Here is a 19,608-nt window from a genome sequence, read left to right on the forward strand (position 1 = left end):
CTGGGCAATAATTTTGACAATGCCTTCATGATAAAAGAGGTGAACTATATATGTTATCACTAGATATTTTTGGATTTAAAGCTTTATGGAGTCCGTTCTTTTTTCTTTTATTGGTAGCTGTTTTAATTGGATATTTTCTATTAACGGTTACTTACCGTAATCGATTTAAGCATAGTGAACCTTTAACTAGAAAAGAAGCAATTATATTTACAATTACAATACTTCTATTATATATAGTTAAAGGATCTCCCTTGGACTTAATGGGCCATATTACGTTTTATGCTCATATGACACAAATGGCTATTCTATATCTTGTTATTCCTCCTTTATTAATAGTGGGGATTCCACAGTGGGTTTGGAGAACCGTTTTAAGTAAGCCAGTAATAAAAAGGGTTTTTAACTTTCTAACGATGCCCTTAATTGCATTAATTTTATTCAATGGAGTATTCTCTATTTACCATATTCCTGATGTATTTGATGTCATTAAGGTGGATATGTGGTTGCATGCTATATATACTAGTTTGATTTTCATTCTTGCTATATGTATGTGGTGGCCACTTGTGAATACACTTGAGGAATACCAGACTTTAAGTGGATTAAAAAAAGTAGGGTATATATTTGCTGATGGAATTCTTTTAACCCCGGCATGTGCCCTTATCATATTTGCAGATACTCCTATGTATGCTACATTCTCAGATCCACGTGCATGGATGCAAGCCCTTGAGCTTTGTGTGTCTCCATCGATGTTAGCTACATTAGATTTAAGTGGTCCTGAAATGTTTAATTCGATGTCTTTACTCCATGATCAACAACTTGGTGGAGTACTGATGAAAATCATTCAGGAGATTGTGTATGGATATGTATTAGCGCAAATCTTTTTTAGTTGGTATCGTAAAGAACAAAGAGATAGTGAAAAAGTTGATAAAGAGGCACTAAATCAATCAAATCCTCAATTTGTAAAATAAAAGCATCGGAAAACGATGCTTTTTTATTTGATACTCACTATTTTCATGTTAATTATGTCTAATTAAGTAACTTTCCTTAAACAACTAGTTTGCGTGTTGAAAAATAAGACTATGTCTACTAAAATTAAAAATGTGTGATTAATGAACAAACTTAGTTTAATGAACAAACATTAGAACGATGAGAACTTTTGCACAGAGAGGAAGACACTATGGAATATTCATTACCAGTACTACCAACGATAAGTACTACATTTATAGTTCTTAGCGCTATAACTGTTGCTATTGGTTGGTGGCAAATTAAGCAGAGAAAAATAGAAGCGCATAAAAAGACCATGTTTCTAGCGGCTATTTTTGCTATTATCTTCTTTATCATTTATGCTTCAAGAACCATCTTTGTCGGAAATACAGCTTTTGGTGGACCAGAGGATATTAAGATTTACTATACTTTATTCTTAGTCTTTCATATCATACTTGCCACAACGGGAGCAGTGTTTGGAATTGTAACTCTTTTAACAGGATACAATAATAAATTGGCCAAACATAGAAAGTTAGGTCCCATTACGAGCATTATCTGGTTTTTTACAGCTATAACTGGTGTAGCCGTTTATTTGCTTTTATATGTTTTCTACCATGGTGGAGAAACAACTTCAGTCATCAAAGCAATCTTAGGATTTTAATGTAAACCGTCACTAAACGAGTGACGGTTTTTTGCTTGAAAAATAAAGGGCTACTATAATAGTCTTAAATAAAGGGGTTATTGGATGGAATAAAGAATATAAGTAACAGAAATAGTTTTAAGGGAGAAAGAGATATGGAAATTAAAAAATTGACCGAAAAAGATTATTTAGAATCGATGAATTTGTCTATGTATGCCTTTCAATATGAAGTGCCAGAGGCGGATATTCCAAAGCGAAAGGAAACGCTTAAAGAACATAATGTATTGTGTATATGGGATGATGAACAACTTGCTGCAAAGCTACATATTTTACCGCTATCTGTTTATGTACAGGGTCAGGAGTGGAAGATGGGAGGGGTAGCTGGTGTTGCTACTTATCCAGAGTATAGAAGAAGAGGCTTTGTGAAATCTCTCATCCTAGAATCTTTGAAAGAAATGAGAGAAGCAAAACAAATTATTTCTTTATTACATCCATTTGATATCGGTTTTTATAGAAAATTTGGATGGGAAATCATGTCCGATTATAAGAAGTCGACGATTGAAAAGTTGGATCTAAAAAAAGTAGGAGAAGTGTCTGGAGTAGTAAAGAGATTTACGAAGGAAAAGCACACCTCTCAAATTGAGGACATATATAAGGAGTTTGCAAAGCAGTATTCTGGAACACTTGTTAGAACGACTAAATGGTGGCTTAATCACGTCTATCATAATCAACAGGTAGCAGTATACTTTAATGAGCAAGGGCATGGAAAAGGCTACATTGTCTATAGTTTAAAAGACAATGTTATGGATATACAAGAAGTGGTAACATTGAATCATGAAGCTGAAAAGGGTTTATGGAATTTTATTTGTCAGCATGATTCTATGGTTGATAAAGTGAATATAATCACTTCCATTCACACAAACTTCCCATACTATTTAAACCAGCCGAAAGTAAAAATGGAAGTTTACCCTTATTTTATGGCTCGGATTGTGGATGTTGAGAGATGCTTAGAGTTATTTACATTCAATTCGACTGATAAGGATGTATTTCTCCATGTAGATGATTCATTCTCTCCATGGAATAACGGTACATACCAAATTTCTAGTACTGGGGTTAAAGTTTTTAAGAACAAACCAGGTAGTCAGTGTACTAATCCACCTAAAGTAGGAATACATCTAAATATAAATGCTTTAACAGCCATTTTACTAGGCTACAAGCGACCACAAGAGTTATTTTATCTTGAAGAGATCTCAGGACGTACTGAAGACATTGAAGCATTAGAAAGCCTAGTTCCAAATCAAAAATCATTTTTCTATGATTTCTTTTAAAGGAGACAAATTAAAAAGGTGAACCACTTTTATTAAAAGGGTTCACCTTTTTTCAATAGAGAGCAAATCGACTCAAAATGTACAGTTGCTTACAACTTAAAGTTTAATTTTATAATCCCTGCTTCTTTCGCTGAGTTAAAGGCGATTAAGATTAGTGGTCCAATAATGAATCCTAGTATTCCAAATAATTTTAAGCCTAAATACATGGCGATTAATGTTGAAAGTGGTGATAAGCCAATATGACTTCCCATCACTTTAGGTTCAACTGTACGTCTAATAATTAAAAGAATTGCTGCTAAGATAGCCAGCTGCGTACCTAGAGCGACATTTCCAATAATTAAATGGAAGAGCGCCCAAGGTCCTAATATGACGATGGAACCGATTATAGGTATAAAATCAATTAGCCATAAGATAAGGGCCATAACCAATGCTATTTCCGGAGTAATAAATAATAGACCAATAAATGATACGAGAAAAATAATGACACTAACTAGAAACTGAGCTTTAAAGAAACCAAATATAACGTACGAAAGTCGAGACGTCATAAAGTGCACTTTATCAGCCGTTTTCTCTGTTAAATGATTGTATAATCCGTCTCGCAGTCTCGGTAAATCTATTAAGAATAGAAATAACGCAATCAAGTATACCAAAAAGCTGACTAAATAATTCGGGATATTCGTTAAAAATGCTTTTAAGTTATCTATATTTACATAAGCGACAAGGTCATCTTTTGTTTTATTCAAAAATGATTGAACTTGGTTACTAATTTCATCAACAAACTCAGCAGGTAAATCCTTAGCCGCATTTGTTAAGTTCTCTTCTGCATCTAACCAGGCGTGGGTAATTTCATTAATATATTGCGGTGAATTTTCAACAATCTTAATGGCTTCTGCAACTACTTTTGTCGTAATGAAATATCCAGATAAGCCAATGAAGAAGACAAATGTTAAAAATACAATTAATACCGACAACTGTCTATTTATTTTTGCCTTATCTTGAAGGAGCATGACAAGTGGATGCAAAAATAATGCTGTTATAAAGGCAACTATTAAAGGTACAGATACCGGTAATATGATGTAAGCAAGTAGAGCTAACAAAACAACCACTAATGTGATAATAAAGAACCTCTTAGAGAAGAATGTGGACAAAGTGGGACTCCTTTCTTATGACAAAAATTAAGCGAAATCTTTATAGGTTTACAATGTCTATATGTACTTTTTTTATATAAAGTTCGATTACCAAAATAAGTTAATTTTATCTTCCTAAAATCATTAACAATTAAATTATATTATGCATTTAATGTAATAAACAACAAAAATCCATTATTGTAAGATATTTATTTGTTTATTGTTTTAAAAGTAAGCATCTTAATTTAGATTTTCTTTATATATTCCATTCAAATACATTTTTAAAGTATTACTAATATAGATTAATTGATGAAAGTGGTGAGCCATATGAGTAAGGGGCACATTTCAAGTGAGAAGGAATTAGCCTTAAACAATGTGATTACTGCCATCATAGAATCTAATGTTTCAGAACATGGGGAAATAATCATTTACAAATATAAAAATGATCTCTTAGCGACTCTTCTCAAAAAAAGGTCTGTCGTTAAAAACGGCGTAAACATTAAAATATTTGATGATAAAGATGTGCTTATTCAACTAAATTTAATGATACAAAAGGGTTATAACATGATTAAAAAAATTGAACGCTTACAAAAAACGATTCAAGAAGAAATACAATTATTAACAGGTTTAACAGTTAGACAGATTAATGTTACCTTGTTAGATGTGTTTACTAAATAAAAGCAAAGAAAAAGACGCTATTTGCGTCTTTTTTCTGTTATTACGATTAGTTAGCAAATTTCTCAATCTCAGCTTTTACATCAGTTAAGATTTTTTCACATTGGCTTACTAGAGTTTTAGGGAAAGATTCTCCTTCACCATATTCAATTCCATGTGGATAATAATGTTTGCCTAATAGTGGAGTTAATAATTGGATCACAGCTTTGTGTGCACCAACATCTCCTTCTACTGCATATCCTTGAACTCGAAGGTAGAATACTCCTTCCTTTAATTCAAATTTACGGTCATATGTAACTCTTTCATAATCCCATTGTCCTTCACGAACTAAACCATGCTCTAACATAACTTCATCTAAACGGCTTAAATCCGCTTTTAATTTGTCTAATCCAGTATTACCGAACTTCATAATATTCCCTCCTACTACAAATACATCTTAAGTGTCTGAAAGCGTTATATCAGACATTTTAAGCAAGTTTAACTCAAGTTTAATAATAGTAGAAAAGTGTTAAAGTTGCAATGACAACGTAAAAGAAAACACAGTTCCTTCACAATTTATGATGAAAAAAGGCTCTTTTCTAAAACTTTGTTGCTACTCACATATTTAAATTTTTCTATAAAGTATACGTGTTATATTGGGCTAAAAAGTTATCTGGTTTAGAAAAAGCCTTACCATCTAAATTTGTAGCACTCCTTAACTAATTAAGGGTAAAAATCGGCTTTTGGATTTTTACAATAACAACAATCAAGGAAAACAGCCAAAAAAATGAATTATTTTTTTATTGTTATTGGGGAAACTAGCTTGGAAATAGTTTGGAAGGAGATTTAAGGATGTCTTTTTGGAGAGTAATCATTATTTTTCTTTGTACTTTTGTATGTTTATTCGGTAAGGCAACAGCTTCTATTTCTTCTATCTACCATGTGAAAAAAGGAGACACTCTTTGGAATATTTCTTCTTCATTAAATTTAGATTTTAAAGATTTATTGGATGTTAACCCACAACTTGAAAATCCAGATATTATTTTTCCTGGTGATGAAATAAACATTCCTAGAAAAAAAGAAAATAAATCTCGTTTTATCGGTAAAACACAGAGTATAATCTTTGAGTATGCCAACGAGAAAAGAATAAAGGCGGGACTAACACCTCTCATATTAGATGACGAATTATCGAAAGCTGCAGTATTAAAGGCAGAGGATATGAGAAAAAATGAGTATGTTGCACATAATTCTCCAACTTATGGGAATCCTACAGTTATGTTAGAGGCTTTACATATTCCGTTCCAAACAGTTAAAGAAAATATTGGTGCTGGGCAGAAGTCTGAACAGGAAGTTTTTCATGCCTGGATGAATTCCATCATTCAACGTGAAAATCTTTTAGACAAAGAGGCTACACACATTGGAATTGGATATGCTGAAGGTGGATTGCATGGACATTATTGGACAACCTTCATAATTAAAAGGTAGGAGGAGTAATAATGGATAAAATTCGGGATGTTATGACTAAAGATGTTGAATGCTGTACTTTATTAGATAATGTGTTTGAAGTAGCTGTAAAAATGAAGGATTTAAATGTGGGAGCTATCCCTATTGTAGACAATGAAAAACTAGTTGGGATGATAACCGACCGGGATATTGTTGTTAGAGGAGTAGCGGAAAAAAATCCAGGGTCTACGAAAGTGGAAGAAATCATGAGTGGTGAGATGATCACTTGTACTCCTGATACATCGACGAAAGAAGCAGCTGGTTTAATGTCTAAGCACCAGATTCGACGCCTTCCAGTGGTGGAAAACGATAAGTTAGTGGGGATTGTGGCTCTTGGAGATTTAGCAGTTAGAAAGCGATCAGATGAACAAGCAGGAAGAGCTCTATCAGATATTTCTGAAACGAATGAAACAGGCTACCAACACTAAAAAAGGCACCTCAAGGTGTCTTTTTTAGTTCTCTTTTATAAAAAATATAAAATTTAGTCAAAGATTGTTTCATTTTTGTTAAAACTTATGTTAAACAATTAAACATTCTATCAAAAAGAAAATCATAGATGATATAATATTTAAATAAGAAACGCATACAATGATAGAAAAGATGATAGAGAGGAGGCTAACCTCTGCGCGCACTACTTAGAATTTTATTATTAATTTCTGCAGTACTATTAATTATTTTTTATTTAAACATTTCAGTCGAAGATGACTCGGAGGTCCTAGTGGATGAGAGATCTTCATCTCCTGAGCTTGACCAATCTCTAATTGAAGATGAGAGTATAAAACAGGACCCAGCTCTAAAACTTCCAAAGACAGGGTTACTTACTTTAGTCGGCAAGAGCACTTTAGAGCTTGAAAAAGAACTAGGAAGGCCTATGAGAGTTGACCCTACATACTACGGTTATGACTGGTGGATCTATAATAGTGATCTATCAAATTATATCCAAGTTGGTGTTGCCGATGATAAAGTTGTTACGGTTTACGCTATCGGTCCAAATGTAGATATTACCCCTTTTAAAATTGGTCAGCCTATTGAAAGAATCTATGCTTCAGCCTATATTGAACCTAATATCAGTCTAGAGTATGATGGGAGTTCCTATCGCTTTGAACTATCTGAAGCAGATATGAATACAAGACCACTCTTACAAATGGGTGACGTTTATGTTCAATTGTACTTTGATAAGTTTGACGGAATTTTATCAAGTATAAGACTATTAGATGCTGAAACTCTAATCAAGCTACGACCTTATGAGCTAGTTTATTTAGGAGACTTACTTGAAGTAAGCCCTGCAGAAGAAGGGGCAGAAGAGGAGGTTGAAAAAGGAAGCCAATTGCAAATATTAGATATCACTAATATTATGCGGGAAAGGCACCAGTTAAATAGACTAGGTTTTGACGAAAAAACTACTATCGTTGCTTATAATCATAGTAAAGATATGTTTGAAACAGAAGATTTCTCACATACTTCTGAAAAATATGGGGAATTATCTGATCGTTTAGAAGCAGGAGAGGTTTTTTATCAATTAGCTGGTGAAAATATTGCCGCGAACTATATTGATGCTCCAGCTGTAATGGAAGGCTGGCTAAATAGTAAAGGCCACCGTGAAACTATGTTAAATGATAAGTTTACTCACATTGGAGTTGGGGTGTATAAGAAGCATTACACTCAGAACTTTATTCAAAAATGGGAAGAATAAAGTCTTGACTAAAAATTACAATACTAAGCAATAAAAAGAGTCTAAGATTACCTTAGGCTCTTTCTATTTCATATCTATTAAATTGAAAATAGTGTTCCTTCCAATCTCCATATAGTCTAACTTTATCTCCTACACTTATTGGAATGGGCAAAGTTAGATTGGTAAGGGGAGTAATTTTTTTTACAGTCAGCATTTTAAACTCCGTTTTTAACTTAATCTCCGTAATAAGAATATAACGATGATAATAATACTTTGTTCTTTCCTCATAAATACTTTCAACAGTTCCTATCACCATTGCTTCTTCTTTGACCTCACCTGATTTAAGCCATTTATCATTTTGGATTTTCATTTCTTTTTTCGTTAAATAATAAAAATAGATACATATAATGGGGATAACTATGGCTGTAACCATGCTTTACCACCTCATCATTTTTGGTTTTTGTTCATTCTATTTTCTTTTTCAATAACAAAAAAACTACCGGAAGCTTGGGCTATTTTTTTACCGTCCGACCTGAATACATCGCTTGAGATTACCATTGTTTTCGAACCTTTATGATCAATTTCAGCCCTACATGTTAGGTAGTCACCTTTTCCTACAGTCAAGTAGTGTACGTTAAGCTGAGTGGTCACTGCCCCGTACCCACTAGGTAGTAGAGAATTTGCTAAAGTACCCATAGCTGTGTCTATAACAGTAGCCGTAATTCCTCCATGAACAATACCTAGGGAATTATCCAGAAGTGGAGTAATTGGAATGGTAAGTTCACATACTTGATCTTGGATGGTTCGTTCCATGTGAAGCAGACCACCGATATATGAACTGTTTAGATTCAATTTCTTTTTGTTAAAACCCTCAAGGAGTTGATTTAAGACTTCTAGCTCCTCAGTCGTTGCATCCTCAATACATGTATCAAATAATTGTTGAAGCTTTTCTTTCATTGTAAGTGCACCACCTAATACATTCTGCTATTTTACTATATCATTTATTGTCACTTTTTACATTTTTCTTTTCAGATATGATTTAATTTTGAATCACACTTCTAAAACTAAATCATACAGTATCATAGGCTATTGTATTACTTAGAGGTGAAATACAATGACGAAGAAACTACACCCTTCAGTTGAACAGTTTAAAGGCTTTGTTAAATCAAATCCCAAATTGATCCAAGAAGTTCGTAGAGGAAACACAACGTGGCAGGAGTTATTTGAAGATTGGTACTTACTTGGTGAAGAAGATTCTAGGTGGGATGATTACCGCGATCAGAAGACAAAGGCTAAATCAGAAAAAGCAAAAGAGGAAACTAGTAAAGACTGGATGTCTAGTGTTTTTGGTGCAATGAAGAATATGGACCCAAATCAGTTACAAGGGCATATTACCAATCTTAGTCAGGCGATTGGCGCGATTCAAGGAGTTATTTCTACGTTTCAGGGGGGAAGCAGTCAATCACCCACCTCATCTAATCCAACTCCACAGCAGCCGTCCCATCCCTTCCAATTCAGAAAAGACTAACGGGGGAGTAGAACATGAGAAAGGATGTTATAGACTATATACAGCAACAACCCCAATTAAAACAATATTTACGAGAGCAGCCTATATGGTATCGTAGGTTATCTAGAAATCCAAATGAGTTACAAGCATTTGAGATTGCGTCTTTGCATTATTACAAAAAGACCATTCCTCACCAAGTAGAAAAATTTACAAATGGGTTACAAATGGCTTCGATGATGATGAGCATGTTTCAAGCTATGAATAGCAATCAGACTTAGAAAAGGCTTTTCGCTAGGGAGAGCTTTTTCTTTTTGTCCTAAGTAAAACTTGTTTATATTGTTTTCTAAGGAAAATTATTTAAGACGAAATTAATCATTTCACTTCATAAGCTATTTCATGTTAATATATTAGATGGAGGTGAGCTTATTTGCTTGCTACATCAGAAAGAATTGAAATATTGGACCAGGCAGAAGAACTGGCAAACATGATTTTACAATCAGACATAGCGGAATACTACCGTTTTTGTTTAAATAAATTATCTGAACAAGATACACAGAGGAAAATCAGTGCCTTTGTAAAAGCAAAGGAACAGTATGAGGAAGTCCAAAGGTTTGGCAGATACCATCCCGATTATAAAAAAATTATGATGGATATACGGGAATTAAAAAGAGAAATGGACTTAGATCTCAACGTTGCTGAATTCAAAAGAGCAGAAAATGAGCTACAGGAGCTATTGGATAAGGTAAGTGTAATCATTGGTCACTCTGTATCCGAACATATTAAAGTTCCAACAGGTAACCCCTTCTTTGAATCAAGTTGTGGTGGAGGATGCAGTACTGGGGGAAGCTGTGGTTGCTCATAAGGAGTACATTCTAAAGCATGAATTTTTCATGCTTTTTTCTTTTTATTATACTACTTTCTTAAACGGATACAATTTGTACATAGATTTCCACAACAAAACATCTTTTCTTGAGGCACGTAAAATAGGTGACGATAAACAAAAAGGGGATAATCAGATCTAACATAAATAGTTTCAGAATGAAGCTGCTTGCCTTTCATTACTTTTCCTGCGTTGCTACGAATAAGTTTATTCAAATCCTTTTCTACAAAATTTTCGTTAACTGTAACATATAAAAAAGGAATTCCTGCTACTTTCTGATAATGGCATTGCTGAACTTCTTTTTCCTTTGAAAGTAAGTGAACAAATTCCTCCCAAATCACTTCAAGATTCATCTAGAGTCCCACCATTCTTTTTAATTAAGTATATTTCATTATTAACTTTTTCAGAATATACTATATATTTTAAACAAAGGCTAAACTTTAACTAAGTGTAGGATTGATATTTTATTGTCTACTATGCTAGACTAATAAAAACGCCTGTAGAATTTAAAGGGGAAAATCAAGTATGCTAGGTCAACGACAAGGGATTATTGTTTGGCTTTATTCTCTTAAACAAGCTAAGATGCTTAGAAAATTTGGAAACGTTCACTATGTTTCGAAACGTCTAAAATATGTTGTATTATATTGTGATTTAGAAGATGCTGAAGGAATTATGGAAAAAATTAATTCTTATTCCTTTGTTAAAAAAGTAGAACCATCTTACAAACCGTTCTTAAAAGACGAATATGAAAATTCTAAGCCGGATAAAGCAAAAGAGTATGATTATAAAATGGGAATCTAATTATAAAAAGGTGAGGGATTCCCTCACCTTTTGTGTTTCTCTTATAACCTATTGTAACGGTGGAATATAGTGATTTAATCTTAATATACCTATTAAGTACTGGAAATATAATTCTTTTTCGGAAAATTGGGTAGATGGTTTCACACTCAATTGAATGATTTCCTTCTCTAACGCGCTAGCGGTTTCGTCAAATAAGTCATATCTTTTATTAGGTGTTACATTTGGGTTCGGAATTCCTTCTCGACATATATAGAGGGCTTGGAACTTACCCGGATCTGTTGGCTTGCAGACTACAACAAGTGACGTAACACTTCTCTCGTTAACAGTAGTATGGAGTGCCATCATTTTTGAGAGACGATGACCATTAGCTTTTGCTAACTCAATTAACTCATAAATATCTGAATAACCTTCCCCTAATTCTATGAATCGTTGGATCAAAAAATTTCCTCCTTACAAAATCCTTCTCAAAATAGCTTATAACAGTATTGAAGATTTCCCTCCTACTTTAACATGTTTTTTTCCGAAAAAGAAGTACAAACCCTGGTCCCTATACCCACCAGTGCTTACGGGAGATTTCGATTAATTTAACAAAATCCATATTATTACATAATTCGATCTTTTGTAGGTATTTTTCACTAATTGCTTAAAAAATTATGTGACGTATGTCCTTCTATCTGCTATTGTTAAATTAGGCTCTTTTCTATGACTTATTTACTCTTAACCTACATAATTCTAACATTTAAGAAATGGGCCCAATTCTACAAATCAAGACTTAAAGTAATCTATTTTAAAGGGGAACTTTCAATGTGGAAGACATCGTTCACTATATTTTTCATATTGACTACTGCTATTTCGGCCATGTTATTTTGGCAATGGAATGTTTATTCTAAGCAAGACGAATCTTCCAATAATAGGGTACTAGAACGAGCACATCAGACTATTACTATTGAATCTAAGAAAGAATCTCTAAATGTCACGCAAACGATAACGTGGCTAACTAATGGGAAAGAATATAGTGTTGTTATTCCAGAATCGGTCTCTAAGTGGAGTTGTCTAAAAAAAGATGACGAAGAGTGTGAGTCCAAAGATGAGAATCCTTTCACCTTTAGAGTGGATAATGGACAATTTACTTTTAAACTTAAAGTTCCTATCAATGAAGGTGAAAAATCCTTTTTATTAAATGAATGGGAAGTCAATATACCAGATGTAAAGATGACAAAAACGTCTATAGAAATTGTGGATTATAGTAGAAGAGAAGGGACTTGGGTAACCGGCTTACCTTTAAAAGGAATGAATGAATTAGACTTGATTGACCACTATGTGTTTGAAGGTTCATCTTCAGCTACTTCATTATACTGGCAGTCCAGGCCACTATTCTTAATTCATAATCAGCAGGATCTCTCCTATTATTCTAAAAATAAGGCTCAAGAAATAAATTCATTTAAATCCTTAAAGACTCTAAAAGGTATTCCTTCTTTATCCATTGTTATGACGGATCAATATTCCGAAACCAATGGAAATGGTCTGATAATATCAAAACCTTCTATCAAAGAAAAAACACTTGAGAGAAAGATTATTAGAGCTTATTTTAATACCAAATTTGAACGCTTACCAATAGAAGAAAGTTGGTTAGTGGACGTATTTACTTCCATTGTAATTAAACAAGAAAGTAAATCAGTAAAAGGAAATAAAGTAATAAATGAGCTAAAAAATAAACTGGATAAGGATACTTTCAATAAGTTTATTCAGCAAGTAATAAACGAAGAACAACCTATTAATCCTGAATCCTTGGATCAGTTGCTAGAAGATTTATATGGAAAAGGAACACATTTCTTTAAATTAAATAAAAATGAATCAACCAAGTTCATCCCTCTTTATTTTTACGAGAACCGCAAAGTAGTGATCAATGAAAAAGAACATAAAGATATTGAACTTATCTATAAAGAAGAGCAAAAACTTTTCCCTTTTATAGAGACTATGACTGCCCTCGGTTTTGAAGTAAAGGTGTTATCTGACAAAGAAACCCTACTACTTAGTAAAGGGAATAATAGTTATCGCTTTTTCTTAAACCAAAATATCTTTATATACAATGAAGAAGATTATGGGCTATTAGAGAATCCATTAATCAATTTACACGGACAAATTTATATTGACTTCAGATGGCTGCACACTCTATTTAAAATTTCAATGGATGAAACAGAAGAAAGTATTGTTTTAACTCTACCTGAAGAGTAATGGACTTTATGACAGTCAAAAAAGAAAACCCTGCAGGAAATCCTGCAGGGTCCTTCTATATCCTTTAACAGGATAGAAGGCAAAGGGAGAGGAGAAACCGGAGGAAGAACTTATGGGGAAACGTAAGTCTTCTCCGCGGTTGGCAACAACATCCTCGAATAGATGTTGTTAATTTCATTATTTCCATAAAAGAACGTGTTATACACGAAATCAGTATATTTTTTCATAGAAAAGAGCCTTTCATATTTATGAATAACACACGTAATAATTATGGATGTTAAATAATAGAGAAAGTATGCATGAATACGCTTACAAGAATGTTGTTGGCTACTATCTATCAATTATGGTAGGATAATGAAGAATGTACACATAAGAAAAGAGCTTACAAAATGATTGGTGTGATTGAATGAGAGTTGTTTCAGGAGACTTAAAAGGTAAGTCACTAAAAGCTGTACCAGGTAATACTACTAGACCTACAACAGACAAGGTTAAAGAAGCAATGTTTAATATAATTGGTCCTTATTTTAATGGTGGAATTGGTTTAGATTTATTTGCTGGTAGCGGTGGCTTAGGGATTGAGGCCCTAAGTAGAGGGGCAGATAAGGTTATTTTTGTTGACCGAGATGGAAAAGCTATACAAACCATTAAAGAAAATATTAAAACGTGTGGATTAGAAGAGAAAACAGAAGTTTATCGAAATGACGCCGACCGAGCAATAAAAGCGATTCTAAAAAGAGAACTAGTACTAGATTATATCTTTTTAGACCCACCATATAAGAAGCAGCAACTGCTTAATCTACTGACACTGATAGATAAGGAAAAATTGTTGTCTGAAAACGGAGTTATTGTTTGTGAACATAGTAGTGAAGTGGAGCTTCCAAATGAAATAGGGAGTTTCTTTATGAAAAAGTATGAGAAATATGGAATTATTGCCATTTCTATATATACATATATGCCATAATGGTTGTTGAATAAGGGGGATTCACATGGCAAAAATAGCCGTTTGTCCGGGGAGTTTTGATCCAATAACTTACGGGCATTTAGACATTATCACTAGAGGGGCAAAAGTATTTGATGAAATTAATGTAGTGTTATTAAATAATGCATCCAAACAACCTCTTTTTACCATACAAGAAAGAATGGATCTTATAAGACAGGTAACAAAGCATCTGCCGAATGTCAAAGTGGATTCTTATCAAGGGTTGTTAGTGGACTATGCTAAAGAAGTTGGAGCGAGTGCCATTATAAGAGGTTTAAGAGCCGTTTCAGATTTCGAATATGAAATGCAAATCACTTCTATGAACAGAGTGTTAAATGATGAAATAGAGACGTTTTTTATCATGACTAATAATCAATTCTCTTTCTTAAGCTCAAGTATTGTTAAGGAAGTAGCCAAATACAGTGCAAACATTTCAGAACTCGTTCCACCGATTGTTGAGAAGGCTTTAATGGAGAAGTTTAAATAAACTATAGTGATAAAAAGGAAACGAGCACTTCACTTGTGCTCGTTTTTTATTGTATATCTTTTTTAATAAAAGTTCTGTTCGAGTAGATTAAAATATAAGCAGACAAGGCACAAATGGTTATTATTGGTCCTAGATCTGATAGAAGACTTAAGTTTTTACTAAACCAAGAGCCGTCTCCTAATAACGCTACTGGAATGGCGTTGGATGGTTCTGTGTTACTAAATCTTTCGTAAACGGGTTCCCATAGTAGAAAGGCGAAAATACTAGCAAAGATTCCATGCATGATCCTCGCAACAAAAAAAGGTTTAAAGCGAATATCGGTTTGAGCTAAAATACTAGCAACTTGCGCTTGGACACTGAATCCGCTGAACGCGAGAATAAAACTAGTTATAATCGCTTGTTGCATTAAGGTAGATTCTTGAACCTGGCTAGTAAGTTGGCTACCTAAGGTAATCTCAAATAACCCTGATATAAATGGAATACTTAGCACAACAGGAAGATGTAAAGATTGTAATATGAATTCAACTCCATTTCCTAAAAAGGAGATGATATTAAGGTGGTACAATAGTTTATTAATTACTGAAAATAATATAATAAATCCACCAATCATAAGCAGCGTTTGTATAGAAGACATAACCGCATCCCCTAAAAGCTTACCAATGGGTCTTTCTTCTTTAATCCTTGTTCGATGTAATGCTGAAAATGCAGCTCTTACAGAAAATTTGCTGTTTTGAGTTGAATTGTTATCTTCATCTTTACCATAGAATCTCATTATAAGACCAACAGTAAAATTACCCAAATAATGGGCTAAGGCTAGAAGAATCCCCAGTTTAGCGTTATAGAAGAATCCAACTGAAACGGCACCAAAAATAAAGAGAGGATTTGAACAGTTTGTAAATGAAACAAGTCTCTCTGCTTCAATCCTGGTTAATTGTTCTTCTTGTCTCATTCTTGCCGTTAATTTAGCGCCAGCGGGGAACCCGGAGGCCATCCCCATTGCCCAAACAAAGCCACCGACACCCGGTACTTTAAAAAGGGGTCTCATAAGTGGCTCTAACAAAACACCTATAAACTTAACAACTCCAAACCCAATAAGTAGTTCAGATACGATAAAAAATGGCAATAATGATGGAAATACAATTTCCCACCACATATCTAATCCTCTAATAGAAGCATCAACTGATTCCTGGGGAAAAGAAATGAGGGAAATTGCCATAATTGTAATAGATGAAGCAAGAATTATAGTCTTTAGTTTGGATTGAAACACTCCTGCATCCTCCCTCGAAGGTAACTAACTTGATAACAAATGGCTATATTGGTTATCAAACGTTTCATAAAATTTAGTAAACCCTTTAAAACATGTTAAAATAAAAGTGTTAAAAACTACCTTCAAATTGGTCTTGTCCTCATATAAACCAATATACTCATAGAATTTCAAATTAGACCATAAGATTGAAACAAACGTACATTAAAAGGGATTCACCAAAGGAGGATTTATTCTTGCAGCGTCCGAAGATTGGTTTAGCTCTGGGATCTGGAGGAGCAAGAGGGTTTGCCCATTTAGGTGTCATTAAAGTATTAAAAGATGAAGGAATTCCTATTGATCTTATAGCAGGAAGTAGTATGGGCGCTCTAGTTGGATGCTTTTATGGGGCAGGATTAGATGTTGAGCGCTTATACAAACTCTCAAAAGTGTTTAAAAGGAAGTATTATTTAGATTTTACTGTTCCCAAAATGGGATTCATTGCAGGAAATAGAGTGAAGGAGCTCATTAGAGTTTTTACACATGGGAAAAACTTAGAGCAACTCGATATCCCCGTAGGTGTAGTCGCTACGGATTTAAAGGCAGGAGAAAAGGTAGTATTTAAAGAAGGGCCAATTGCTGAAGCAGTGAGAGCAAGCATTGCCATTCCAGGAATCTTTGTGCCAGAAAAATTTAATGGGAAACTTTTGATTGATGGGGGTGTCATTGATCGAGTCCCTGTTTCCGTTGTAAAAGAGATGGGTGCTGATATTGTAATTGCAGTAGACGTATCGAACGTCAAGACGAATACAGAAATTACTTCGATCTATGATGTGATTATGCAAAGCATTGATATCATGCAAATGGAGCTCGTGGCTAACCGAGAAATAGCCTCTGATATTATGATTCGTCCTAGTGTTGAGATGTATAGTTCACGGGCGTTTACCAATATTGAAGAGATCATTGAAATTGGTGAAAAAGAGACTAAAAAGCATATAGGTGCCATTAATGAATTGTTAAAGCAGTGGAAGGAGAAACCTTAGGATGAACAAAAAGTTTTATATGCGGTCCCTAATGGTATTTGTGGCAATGATTATCTTTATAAGTACATTTTATTCCTTGCCATATTATGTATCAAAACCAGGGATGGCAAAGGAGTTAGCTCCTATTATAGAAGTGGAAAATGGGTTTGAAGAGGAAGGAAGCTTCATGTTAACAACGGTTAGGATGGGGCGAGCAAATATTTATTCTTATCTTCTTGCTAAGGTTAAGGATTATCAGGAAATCTATCCAATAGAAGCAATACGACAAGAAGAAGAAACCGATGAAGAATATAATGTAAGACAGTTACATTTAATGTCTAGTTCAAAAACATCTGCTATTGAAGTGGCCTACAAAAAAGCAGGAATACCAATCAATTATCACTATAAAGGCGTTTATGTTTTAAATGTAATGAAGGGGATGCCTGCAGAAGGGAAGCTACAGCCAGGAGACCGAATATTTAAAATAGATGATATGGAATTCAAATCTTCAGAAGAGTTTATCCAGTATGTAGGGAGTAAAAAGGCTGGAGATGAGATTGTTTTAACCTATGATCGTGGGAATAGAACGAACAGCGTTAAGCTTAATGTTCAGTCCTTTGGTGAAAACATCGAAAAAGTTGGGGTAGGAATTGGTCTTGTTGATGATAAAGAAATTGAAGTAGATCCTGAAGTAAAGGTTGAAACCAGCGATATTGGTGGTCCATCTGCCGGCTTAATGTTCTCTTTGGAGATTTATAATCAATTAACTAAGGTGGATCTAACCAGGGGATATGAAATCGCAGGTACCGGTACTATTAGCTCTGATGGAAGAGTAGGAAGAATTGGTGGAATAGAGCAAAAAGTCATTGCTGCAGACAATGCTGGTGCAGAAATTTTTCTTGCACCTTATGAAGATGGAGCAGATGATTCAAATTATCATGCTGCTGTAAAAACAGCTAAGGATATTAAGACAAAGATGAAAATTGTGCCTGCCAATACATTTGATGAGGTAGTAGAGCAACTTATAAAATTAGAGCCCAAATAGCAATTTAACGAAGGAGAGACACCATTTTAAGGTGTCTCTTTTTCTATGCACATGGTTATCTTACTTTCTGATATAAATAGGTGGTTGATTGTATTCCATGTTTATTAAGTTTTGCTGGTACACCTTTATGCCGCCCAAAGCATAAATTTTTGACGCCTTTATGTCAAGGTGAATGTCTGGACTGTCAAATGAACCAAGTTTTGAAACGATGGGAATTTCAATATCCTTTTTCCTTTGATTTAAATAGATTCGCCCTTTTTCAGTCATTCCAAGCAACCTTAGATAAGTAGCTTTACACATTCTCTTTTTCATGTCCTCTTTTTTCGTGTTCGTTAATATATGTACACACATTCTTTGGAGACGTGTCCATGTATATCTTTTTGTTTTTAACTTAGTCATAAAATCTTTAAAAGAATTCGATTGTAATGCAACAGTCAAGAGTCGATTCTCAATTCCTTCTTCTACTTCATATATCTCTTTTAACTCTTCTGGGCTAGAATGAAGAATTCGATACTGAAGTAAAGACCAGTAATGTTCCCATTGATGAAATTGCTTAAAATGAATGTAATAATCATTTAGTAAATCATATGTAGTCTGTGGTACATATTGAGATACTGTTTCAATATCTCCTCCATCTGAAAAAAGAGCTTTTCGGATGCTAGTAGCACTTGCAATCGTCTCAGATGCAAAATGCTCATCATGATAATCAGCATTCTTTCTTGTAATGGTTAAAGCCTTCATAGGAACATTCAGTTCTCTAATCGCTTTTATATAATGAAAGCCGAGTATATTATTAGGTTTTGATAAGTCTAAAATTTCTTTTGAAGGTGATAAATCTTTAAAGGCAGTGGATGTAGCTTTCGGATAGCTATATCCTTCATTCATGTAGTACTTAATTTTTTCTTGATACAAGTCATGACTATCATCTAAAAATTGGATTGTCTGGTGAAAATCATATATGTCCCCTGATTCACTTCCGAAACATAAAGATTCACATCCTGCAGAAGCCAAAATAGACACCGCCCCTTTTGCGAAGGTTTCCGCTTTTTGAGTGGCAAACTGGTAAGGTAGTTCAAATACTAGATCAACGCCAGCTTTTAATGCCATATGTGCTCGGTTCCATTTGGGGAGTAGTGCAGGCTCGCCTCTTTGAAGAAATTGTCCGCTCATCGCTGCAATAACAACATCCGCTTCTCCTTCTTCTATTGTACGTTCTAAGTGAAATGCATGACCATTATGGAAAGGGTTGTATTCCACTATCACTCCAACAGCTCTCATTTTTACAACTCCTTGATATTTAAAAAGAAATTCTTTAACATGGGGATAGGCTGTTTTCTATGAGGTTCCTTATAGTTGTTAACTAAATAACCAACTAGTGTCATGTTGTGTACATATATCTAACGTTTAAAAGGTTAATAAGTAATGTGTTCTAACTAAAAATAGCCAAAGGAATATTCGCAACAAAAAGATTAAAGTTTTCTTATATTGTCTACATTATAGTGTA

The 19,608-nt window shown here is 34.1% G+C and carries 24 protein-coding genes; 16 read left to right on the forward strand and 8 right to left on the reverse strand.

Translation table 11 applies throughout. The features are described 5' to 3' along the window. Window positions 1–50 precede the first annotated feature (50 nt). From ctaG to SM124_RS02730, 3 genes are all read left to right on the forward strand, one after another. Entirely contained in the window at window positions 51–965 is a 915-nt protein-coding gene (gene ctaG, locus SM124_RS02720; protein ID WP_322444950.1) for a cytochrome c oxidase assembly factor CtaG, read from the forward strand. 209 nt (window positions 966–1,174) lie between these two features. Further along, the gene (locus SM124_RS02725) at window positions 1,175–1,642 is read left to right on the forward strand and encodes a DUF420 domain-containing protein (protein WP_322444951.1); all 468 of its coding nucleotides are present in this window, start codon (window positions 1,175–1,177) and stop codon (window positions 1,640–1,642) included. Between the two features lie 134 nt (window positions 1,643–1,776). Then, window positions 1,777–2,949: a GNAT family N-acetyltransferase gene (locus SM124_RS02730; protein WP_322444952.1), complete on the forward strand. Its 1,173-nt coding sequence runs from the start codon at window positions 1,777–1,779 to the stop codon at window positions 2,947–2,949. 89 nt (window positions 2,950–3,038) lie between these two features. Here the strand turns inward: SM124_RS02730 and ytvI are convergent, their stop codons facing one another. Then, on the reverse strand, window positions 3,039–4,097 hold the full coding sequence (ytvI, locus tag SM124_RS02735; protein WP_322444953.1) for a sporulation integral membrane protein YtvI: 1,059 nt from the start codon (window positions 4,095–4,097) through the stop codon (window positions 3,039–3,041). 306 nt (window positions 4,098–4,403) lie between these two features. Here ytvI and SM124_RS02740 point away from each other — a divergent pair, with 306 nt between their 5' ends. Further along, a complete protein-coding gene (locus tag SM124_RS02740; protein ID WP_322444954.1) occupies window positions 4,404–4,754 on the forward strand; it encodes an Asp23/Gls24 family envelope stress response protein in 351 nt (116 codons plus the stop codon). A gap of 46 nt (window positions 4,755–4,800) precedes the next feature. Here SM124_RS02740 and SM124_RS02745 read toward each other — a convergent pair whose 3' ends face one another. Further along, window positions 4,801–5,160, reverse strand: a complete 360-nt coding sequence (locus SM124_RS02745) for a YugN family protein (RefSeq protein WP_322444955.1) — start codon at window positions 5,158–5,160, stop codon at window positions 4,801–4,803. Between the two features lie 422 nt (window positions 5,161–5,582). Here SM124_RS02745 and SM124_RS02750 point away from each other — a divergent pair, with 422 nt between their 5' ends. The 3 genes from SM124_RS02750 (at window position 5,583) to SM124_RS02760 (ending at window position 7,926) form a co-directional block, all read left to right on the forward strand. Further along, window positions 5,583–6,215 carry a CAP domain-containing protein gene (locus SM124_RS02750; protein ID WP_322444956.1) on the forward strand — a complete coding sequence of 211 codons (633 nt, stop codon included), beginning with the start codon at window positions 5,583–5,585 and terminating at the stop codon, window positions 6,213–6,215. 11 nt (window positions 6,216–6,226) lie between these two features. Continuing rightward, window positions 6,227–6,661, forward strand: coding sequence for a CBS domain-containing protein (locus SM124_RS02755; RefSeq protein ID WP_322444957.1), 435 nt, complete (start codon window positions 6,227–6,229; stop codon window positions 6,659–6,661). 194 nt (window positions 6,662–6,855) lie between these two features. Then, on the forward strand, window positions 6,856–7,926 hold the full coding sequence (locus SM124_RS02760) for a CAP domain-containing protein (RefSeq protein WP_322445044.1): 1,071 nt from the start codon (window positions 6,856–6,858) through the stop codon (window positions 7,924–7,926). Window positions 7,927–7,978: 52 nt separating this feature from the next. Here the strand turns inward: SM124_RS02760 and SM124_RS02765 are convergent, their stop codons facing one another. After that, complete coding sequence (locus SM124_RS02765) at window positions 7,979–8,338, reverse strand: hypothetical protein (protein WP_322444958.1); 360 nt, start codon at window positions 8,336–8,338, stop codon at window positions 7,979–7,981. Window positions 8,339–8,352: 14 nt separating this feature from the next. Then, window positions 8,353–8,862 (reverse strand): PaaI family thioesterase, encoded by a 510-nt coding sequence (locus tag SM124_RS02770; RefSeq protein ID WP_322444959.1) that lies wholly within the window; start codon window positions 8,860–8,862, stop codon window positions 8,353–8,355. A gap of 157 nt (window positions 8,863–9,019) precedes the next feature. Between SM124_RS02770 and SM124_RS02775 the strand changes: the two genes are divergently transcribed. The 3 genes from SM124_RS02775 to SM124_RS02785 all read left to right on the forward strand — a co-directional run bounded on the left by SM124_RS02775 (window position 9,020) and on the right by SM124_RS02785 (window position 10,274). Continuing rightward, complete coding sequence (locus SM124_RS02775; protein ID WP_322444960.1) at window positions 9,020–9,433, forward strand: YlbD family protein; 414 nt, start codon at window positions 9,020–9,022, stop codon at window positions 9,431–9,433. Between the two features lie 14 nt (window positions 9,434–9,447). Next, complete coding sequence (locus SM124_RS02780) at window positions 9,448–9,690, forward strand: YlbE-like family protein (RefSeq protein WP_322444961.1); 243 nt, start codon at window positions 9,448–9,450, stop codon at window positions 9,688–9,690. Between the two features lie 149 nt (window positions 9,691–9,839). Next, window positions 9,840–10,274: a YlbF/YmcA family competence regulator gene (locus SM124_RS02785; protein ID WP_322444962.1), complete on the forward strand. Its 435-nt coding sequence runs from the start codon at window positions 9,840–9,842 to the stop codon at window positions 10,272–10,274. A 50-nt stretch (window positions 10,275–10,324) separates the two neighbouring features. Here SM124_RS02785 and SM124_RS02790 read toward each other — a convergent pair whose 3' ends face one another. Next, window positions 10,325–10,645: a hypothetical protein gene (locus SM124_RS02790; RefSeq protein WP_322444963.1), complete on the reverse strand. Its 321-nt coding sequence runs from the start codon at window positions 10,643–10,645 to the stop codon at window positions 10,325–10,327. A 172-nt stretch (window positions 10,646–10,817) separates the two neighbouring features. Here SM124_RS02790 and SM124_RS02795 point away from each other — a divergent pair, with 172 nt between their 5' ends. Beyond that, on the forward strand, window positions 10,818–11,093 hold the full coding sequence (locus tag SM124_RS02795) for a YlbG family protein (protein WP_322444964.1): 276 nt from the start codon (window positions 10,818–10,820) through the stop codon (window positions 11,091–11,093). Between the two features lie 48 nt (window positions 11,094–11,141). Here the strand turns inward: SM124_RS02795 and SM124_RS02800 are convergent, their stop codons facing one another. Further along, a complete protein-coding gene (locus tag SM124_RS02800) occupies window positions 11,142–11,531 on the reverse strand; it encodes a DUF7147 family protein (protein ID WP_322444965.1) in 390 nt (129 codons plus the stop codon). 366 nt (window positions 11,532–11,897) lie between these two features. On the opposite strand from SM124_RS02800, the gene SM124_RS02805 reads away from it, so the two are divergent. From SM124_RS02805 to coaD, 3 genes are all read left to right on the forward strand, one after another. Then, window positions 11,898–13,328, forward strand: coding sequence for a stalk domain-containing protein (locus SM124_RS02805; RefSeq protein WP_322444966.1), 1,431 nt, complete (start codon window positions 11,898–11,900; stop codon window positions 13,326–13,328). A gap of 406 nt (window positions 13,329–13,734) precedes the next feature. Further along, window positions 13,735–14,289 carry a 16S rRNA (guanine(966)-N(2))-methyltransferase RsmD gene (rsmD, locus tag SM124_RS02810; RefSeq protein ID WP_322444967.1) on the forward strand — a complete coding sequence of 185 codons (555 nt, stop codon included), beginning with the start codon at window positions 13,735–13,737 and terminating at the stop codon, window positions 14,287–14,289. A 25-nt stretch (window positions 14,290–14,314) separates the two neighbouring features. After that, window positions 14,315–14,794, forward strand: coding sequence for a pantetheine-phosphate adenylyltransferase (gene coaD, locus SM124_RS02815; protein ID WP_322444968.1), 480 nt, complete (start codon window positions 14,315–14,317; stop codon window positions 14,792–14,794). Window positions 14,795–14,840: 46 nt separating this feature from the next. On the opposite strand, the gene spoVV is transcribed toward coaD, so the two are convergent. Next, a complete protein-coding gene (gene spoVV / locus SM124_RS02820) occupies window positions 14,841–16,061 on the reverse strand; it encodes a dipicolinic acid transporter SpoVV (protein ID WP_322444969.1) in 1,221 nt (406 codons plus the stop codon). Between the two features lie 233 nt (window positions 16,062–16,294). Between spoVV and SM124_RS02825 the strand changes: the two genes are divergently transcribed. Together SM124_RS02825 and SM124_RS02830 are read left to right on the forward strand one after the other, a co-directional pair. Continuing rightward, window positions 16,295–17,080 carry a patatin-like phospholipase family protein gene (locus SM124_RS02825; RefSeq protein ID WP_322444970.1) on the forward strand — a complete coding sequence of 262 codons (786 nt, stop codon included), beginning with the start codon at window positions 16,295–16,297 and terminating at the stop codon, window positions 17,078–17,080. 1 nt (window position 17,081) lies between these two features. Continuing rightward, on the forward strand, window positions 17,082–18,104 hold the full coding sequence (locus tag SM124_RS02830) for a SepM family pheromone-processing serine protease (protein ID WP_322444971.1): 1,023 nt from the start codon (window positions 17,082–17,084) through the stop codon (window positions 18,102–18,104). A gap of 60 nt (window positions 18,105–18,164) precedes the next feature. Here SM124_RS02830 and SM124_RS02835 read toward each other — a convergent pair whose 3' ends face one another. Continuing rightward, a complete protein-coding gene (locus SM124_RS02835) occupies window positions 18,165–19,382 on the reverse strand; it encodes a nucleotidyltransferase (protein WP_322444972.1) in 1,218 nt (405 codons plus the stop codon). Between the last annotated feature and the right edge of the window lie 226 nt (window positions 19,383–19,608).

This window comes from Robertmurraya mangrovi (genome assembly GCF_034427655.1).
In the GTDB taxonomy this organism is placed as follows: domain Bacteria; phylum Bacillota; class Bacilli; order Bacillales; family Cytobacillaceae; genus Robertmurraya_A; species Robertmurraya_A mangrovi.

Bases quoted from the DNA above. Each gene is read 5' to 3' on its own strand.
- ctaG (WP_322444950.1), top strand. From the start codon at position 51: ATGTTATCACTAGATATTTTTGGATTTAAAGCTTTATGGAGTCCGTTC.
- SM124_RS02725 (WP_322444951.1), top strand. From the start codon at position 1,175: ATGGAATATTCATTACCAGTACTACCAACGATAAGTACTACATTTATA.
- SM124_RS02730 (WP_322444952.1), top strand. From the start codon at position 1,777: ATGGAAATTAAAAAATTGACCGAAAAAGATTATTTAGAATCGATGAAT.
- SM124_RS02740 (WP_322444954.1), top strand. From the start codon at position 4,404: ATGAGTAAGGGGCACATTTCAAGTGAGAAGGAATTAGCCTTAAACAAT.
- SM124_RS02745 (WP_322444955.1), bottom strand. From the start codon at position 5,160: ATGAAGTTCGGTAATACTGGATTAGACAAATTAAAAGCGGATTTAAGC.
- SM124_RS02750 (WP_322444956.1), top strand. From the start codon at position 5,583: ATGTCTTTTTGGAGAGTAATCATTATTTTTCTTTGTACTTTTGTATGT.
- SM124_RS02755 (WP_322444957.1), top strand. From the start codon at position 6,227: ATGGATAAAATTCGGGATGTTATGACTAAAGATGTTGAATGCTGTACT.
- SM124_RS02765 (WP_322444958.1), bottom strand. From the start codon at position 8,338: ATGGTTACAGCCATAGTTATCCCCATTATATGTATCTATTTTTATTAT.
- SM124_RS02770 (WP_322444959.1), bottom strand. From the start codon at position 8,862: ATGAAAGAAAAGCTTCAACAATTATTTGATACATGTATTGAGGATGCA.
- SM124_RS02775 (WP_322444960.1), top strand. From the start codon at position 9,020: ATGACGAAGAAACTACACCCTTCAGTTGAACAGTTTAAAGGCTTTGTT.
- SM124_RS02780 (WP_322444961.1), top strand. From the start codon at position 9,448: ATGAGAAAGGATGTTATAGACTATATACAGCAACAACCCCAATTAAAA.
- SM124_RS02790 (WP_322444963.1), bottom strand. From the start codon at position 10,645: ATGAATCTTGAAGTGATTTGGGAGGAATTTGTTCACTTACTTTCAAAG.
- SM124_RS02795 (WP_322444964.1), top strand. From the start codon at position 10,818: ATGCTAGGTCAACGACAAGGGATTATTGTTTGGCTTTATTCTCTTAAA.
- SM124_RS02805 (WP_322444966.1), top strand. From the start codon at position 11,898: ATGTGGAAGACATCGTTCACTATATTTTTCATATTGACTACTGCTATT.
- rsmD (WP_322444967.1), top strand. From the start codon at position 13,735: ATGAGAGTTGTTTCAGGAGACTTAAAAGGTAAGTCACTAAAAGCTGTA.
- coaD (WP_322444968.1), top strand. From the start codon at position 14,315: ATGGCAAAAATAGCCGTTTGTCCGGGGAGTTTTGATCCAATAACTTAC.
- SM124_RS02830 (WP_322444971.1), top strand. From the start codon at position 17,082: ATGAACAAAAAGTTTTATATGCGGTCCCTAATGGTATTTGTGGCAATG.
- SM124_RS02835 (WP_322444972.1), bottom strand. From the start codon at position 19,382: ATGAGAGCTGTTGGAGTGATAGTGGAATACAACCCTTTCCATAATGGT.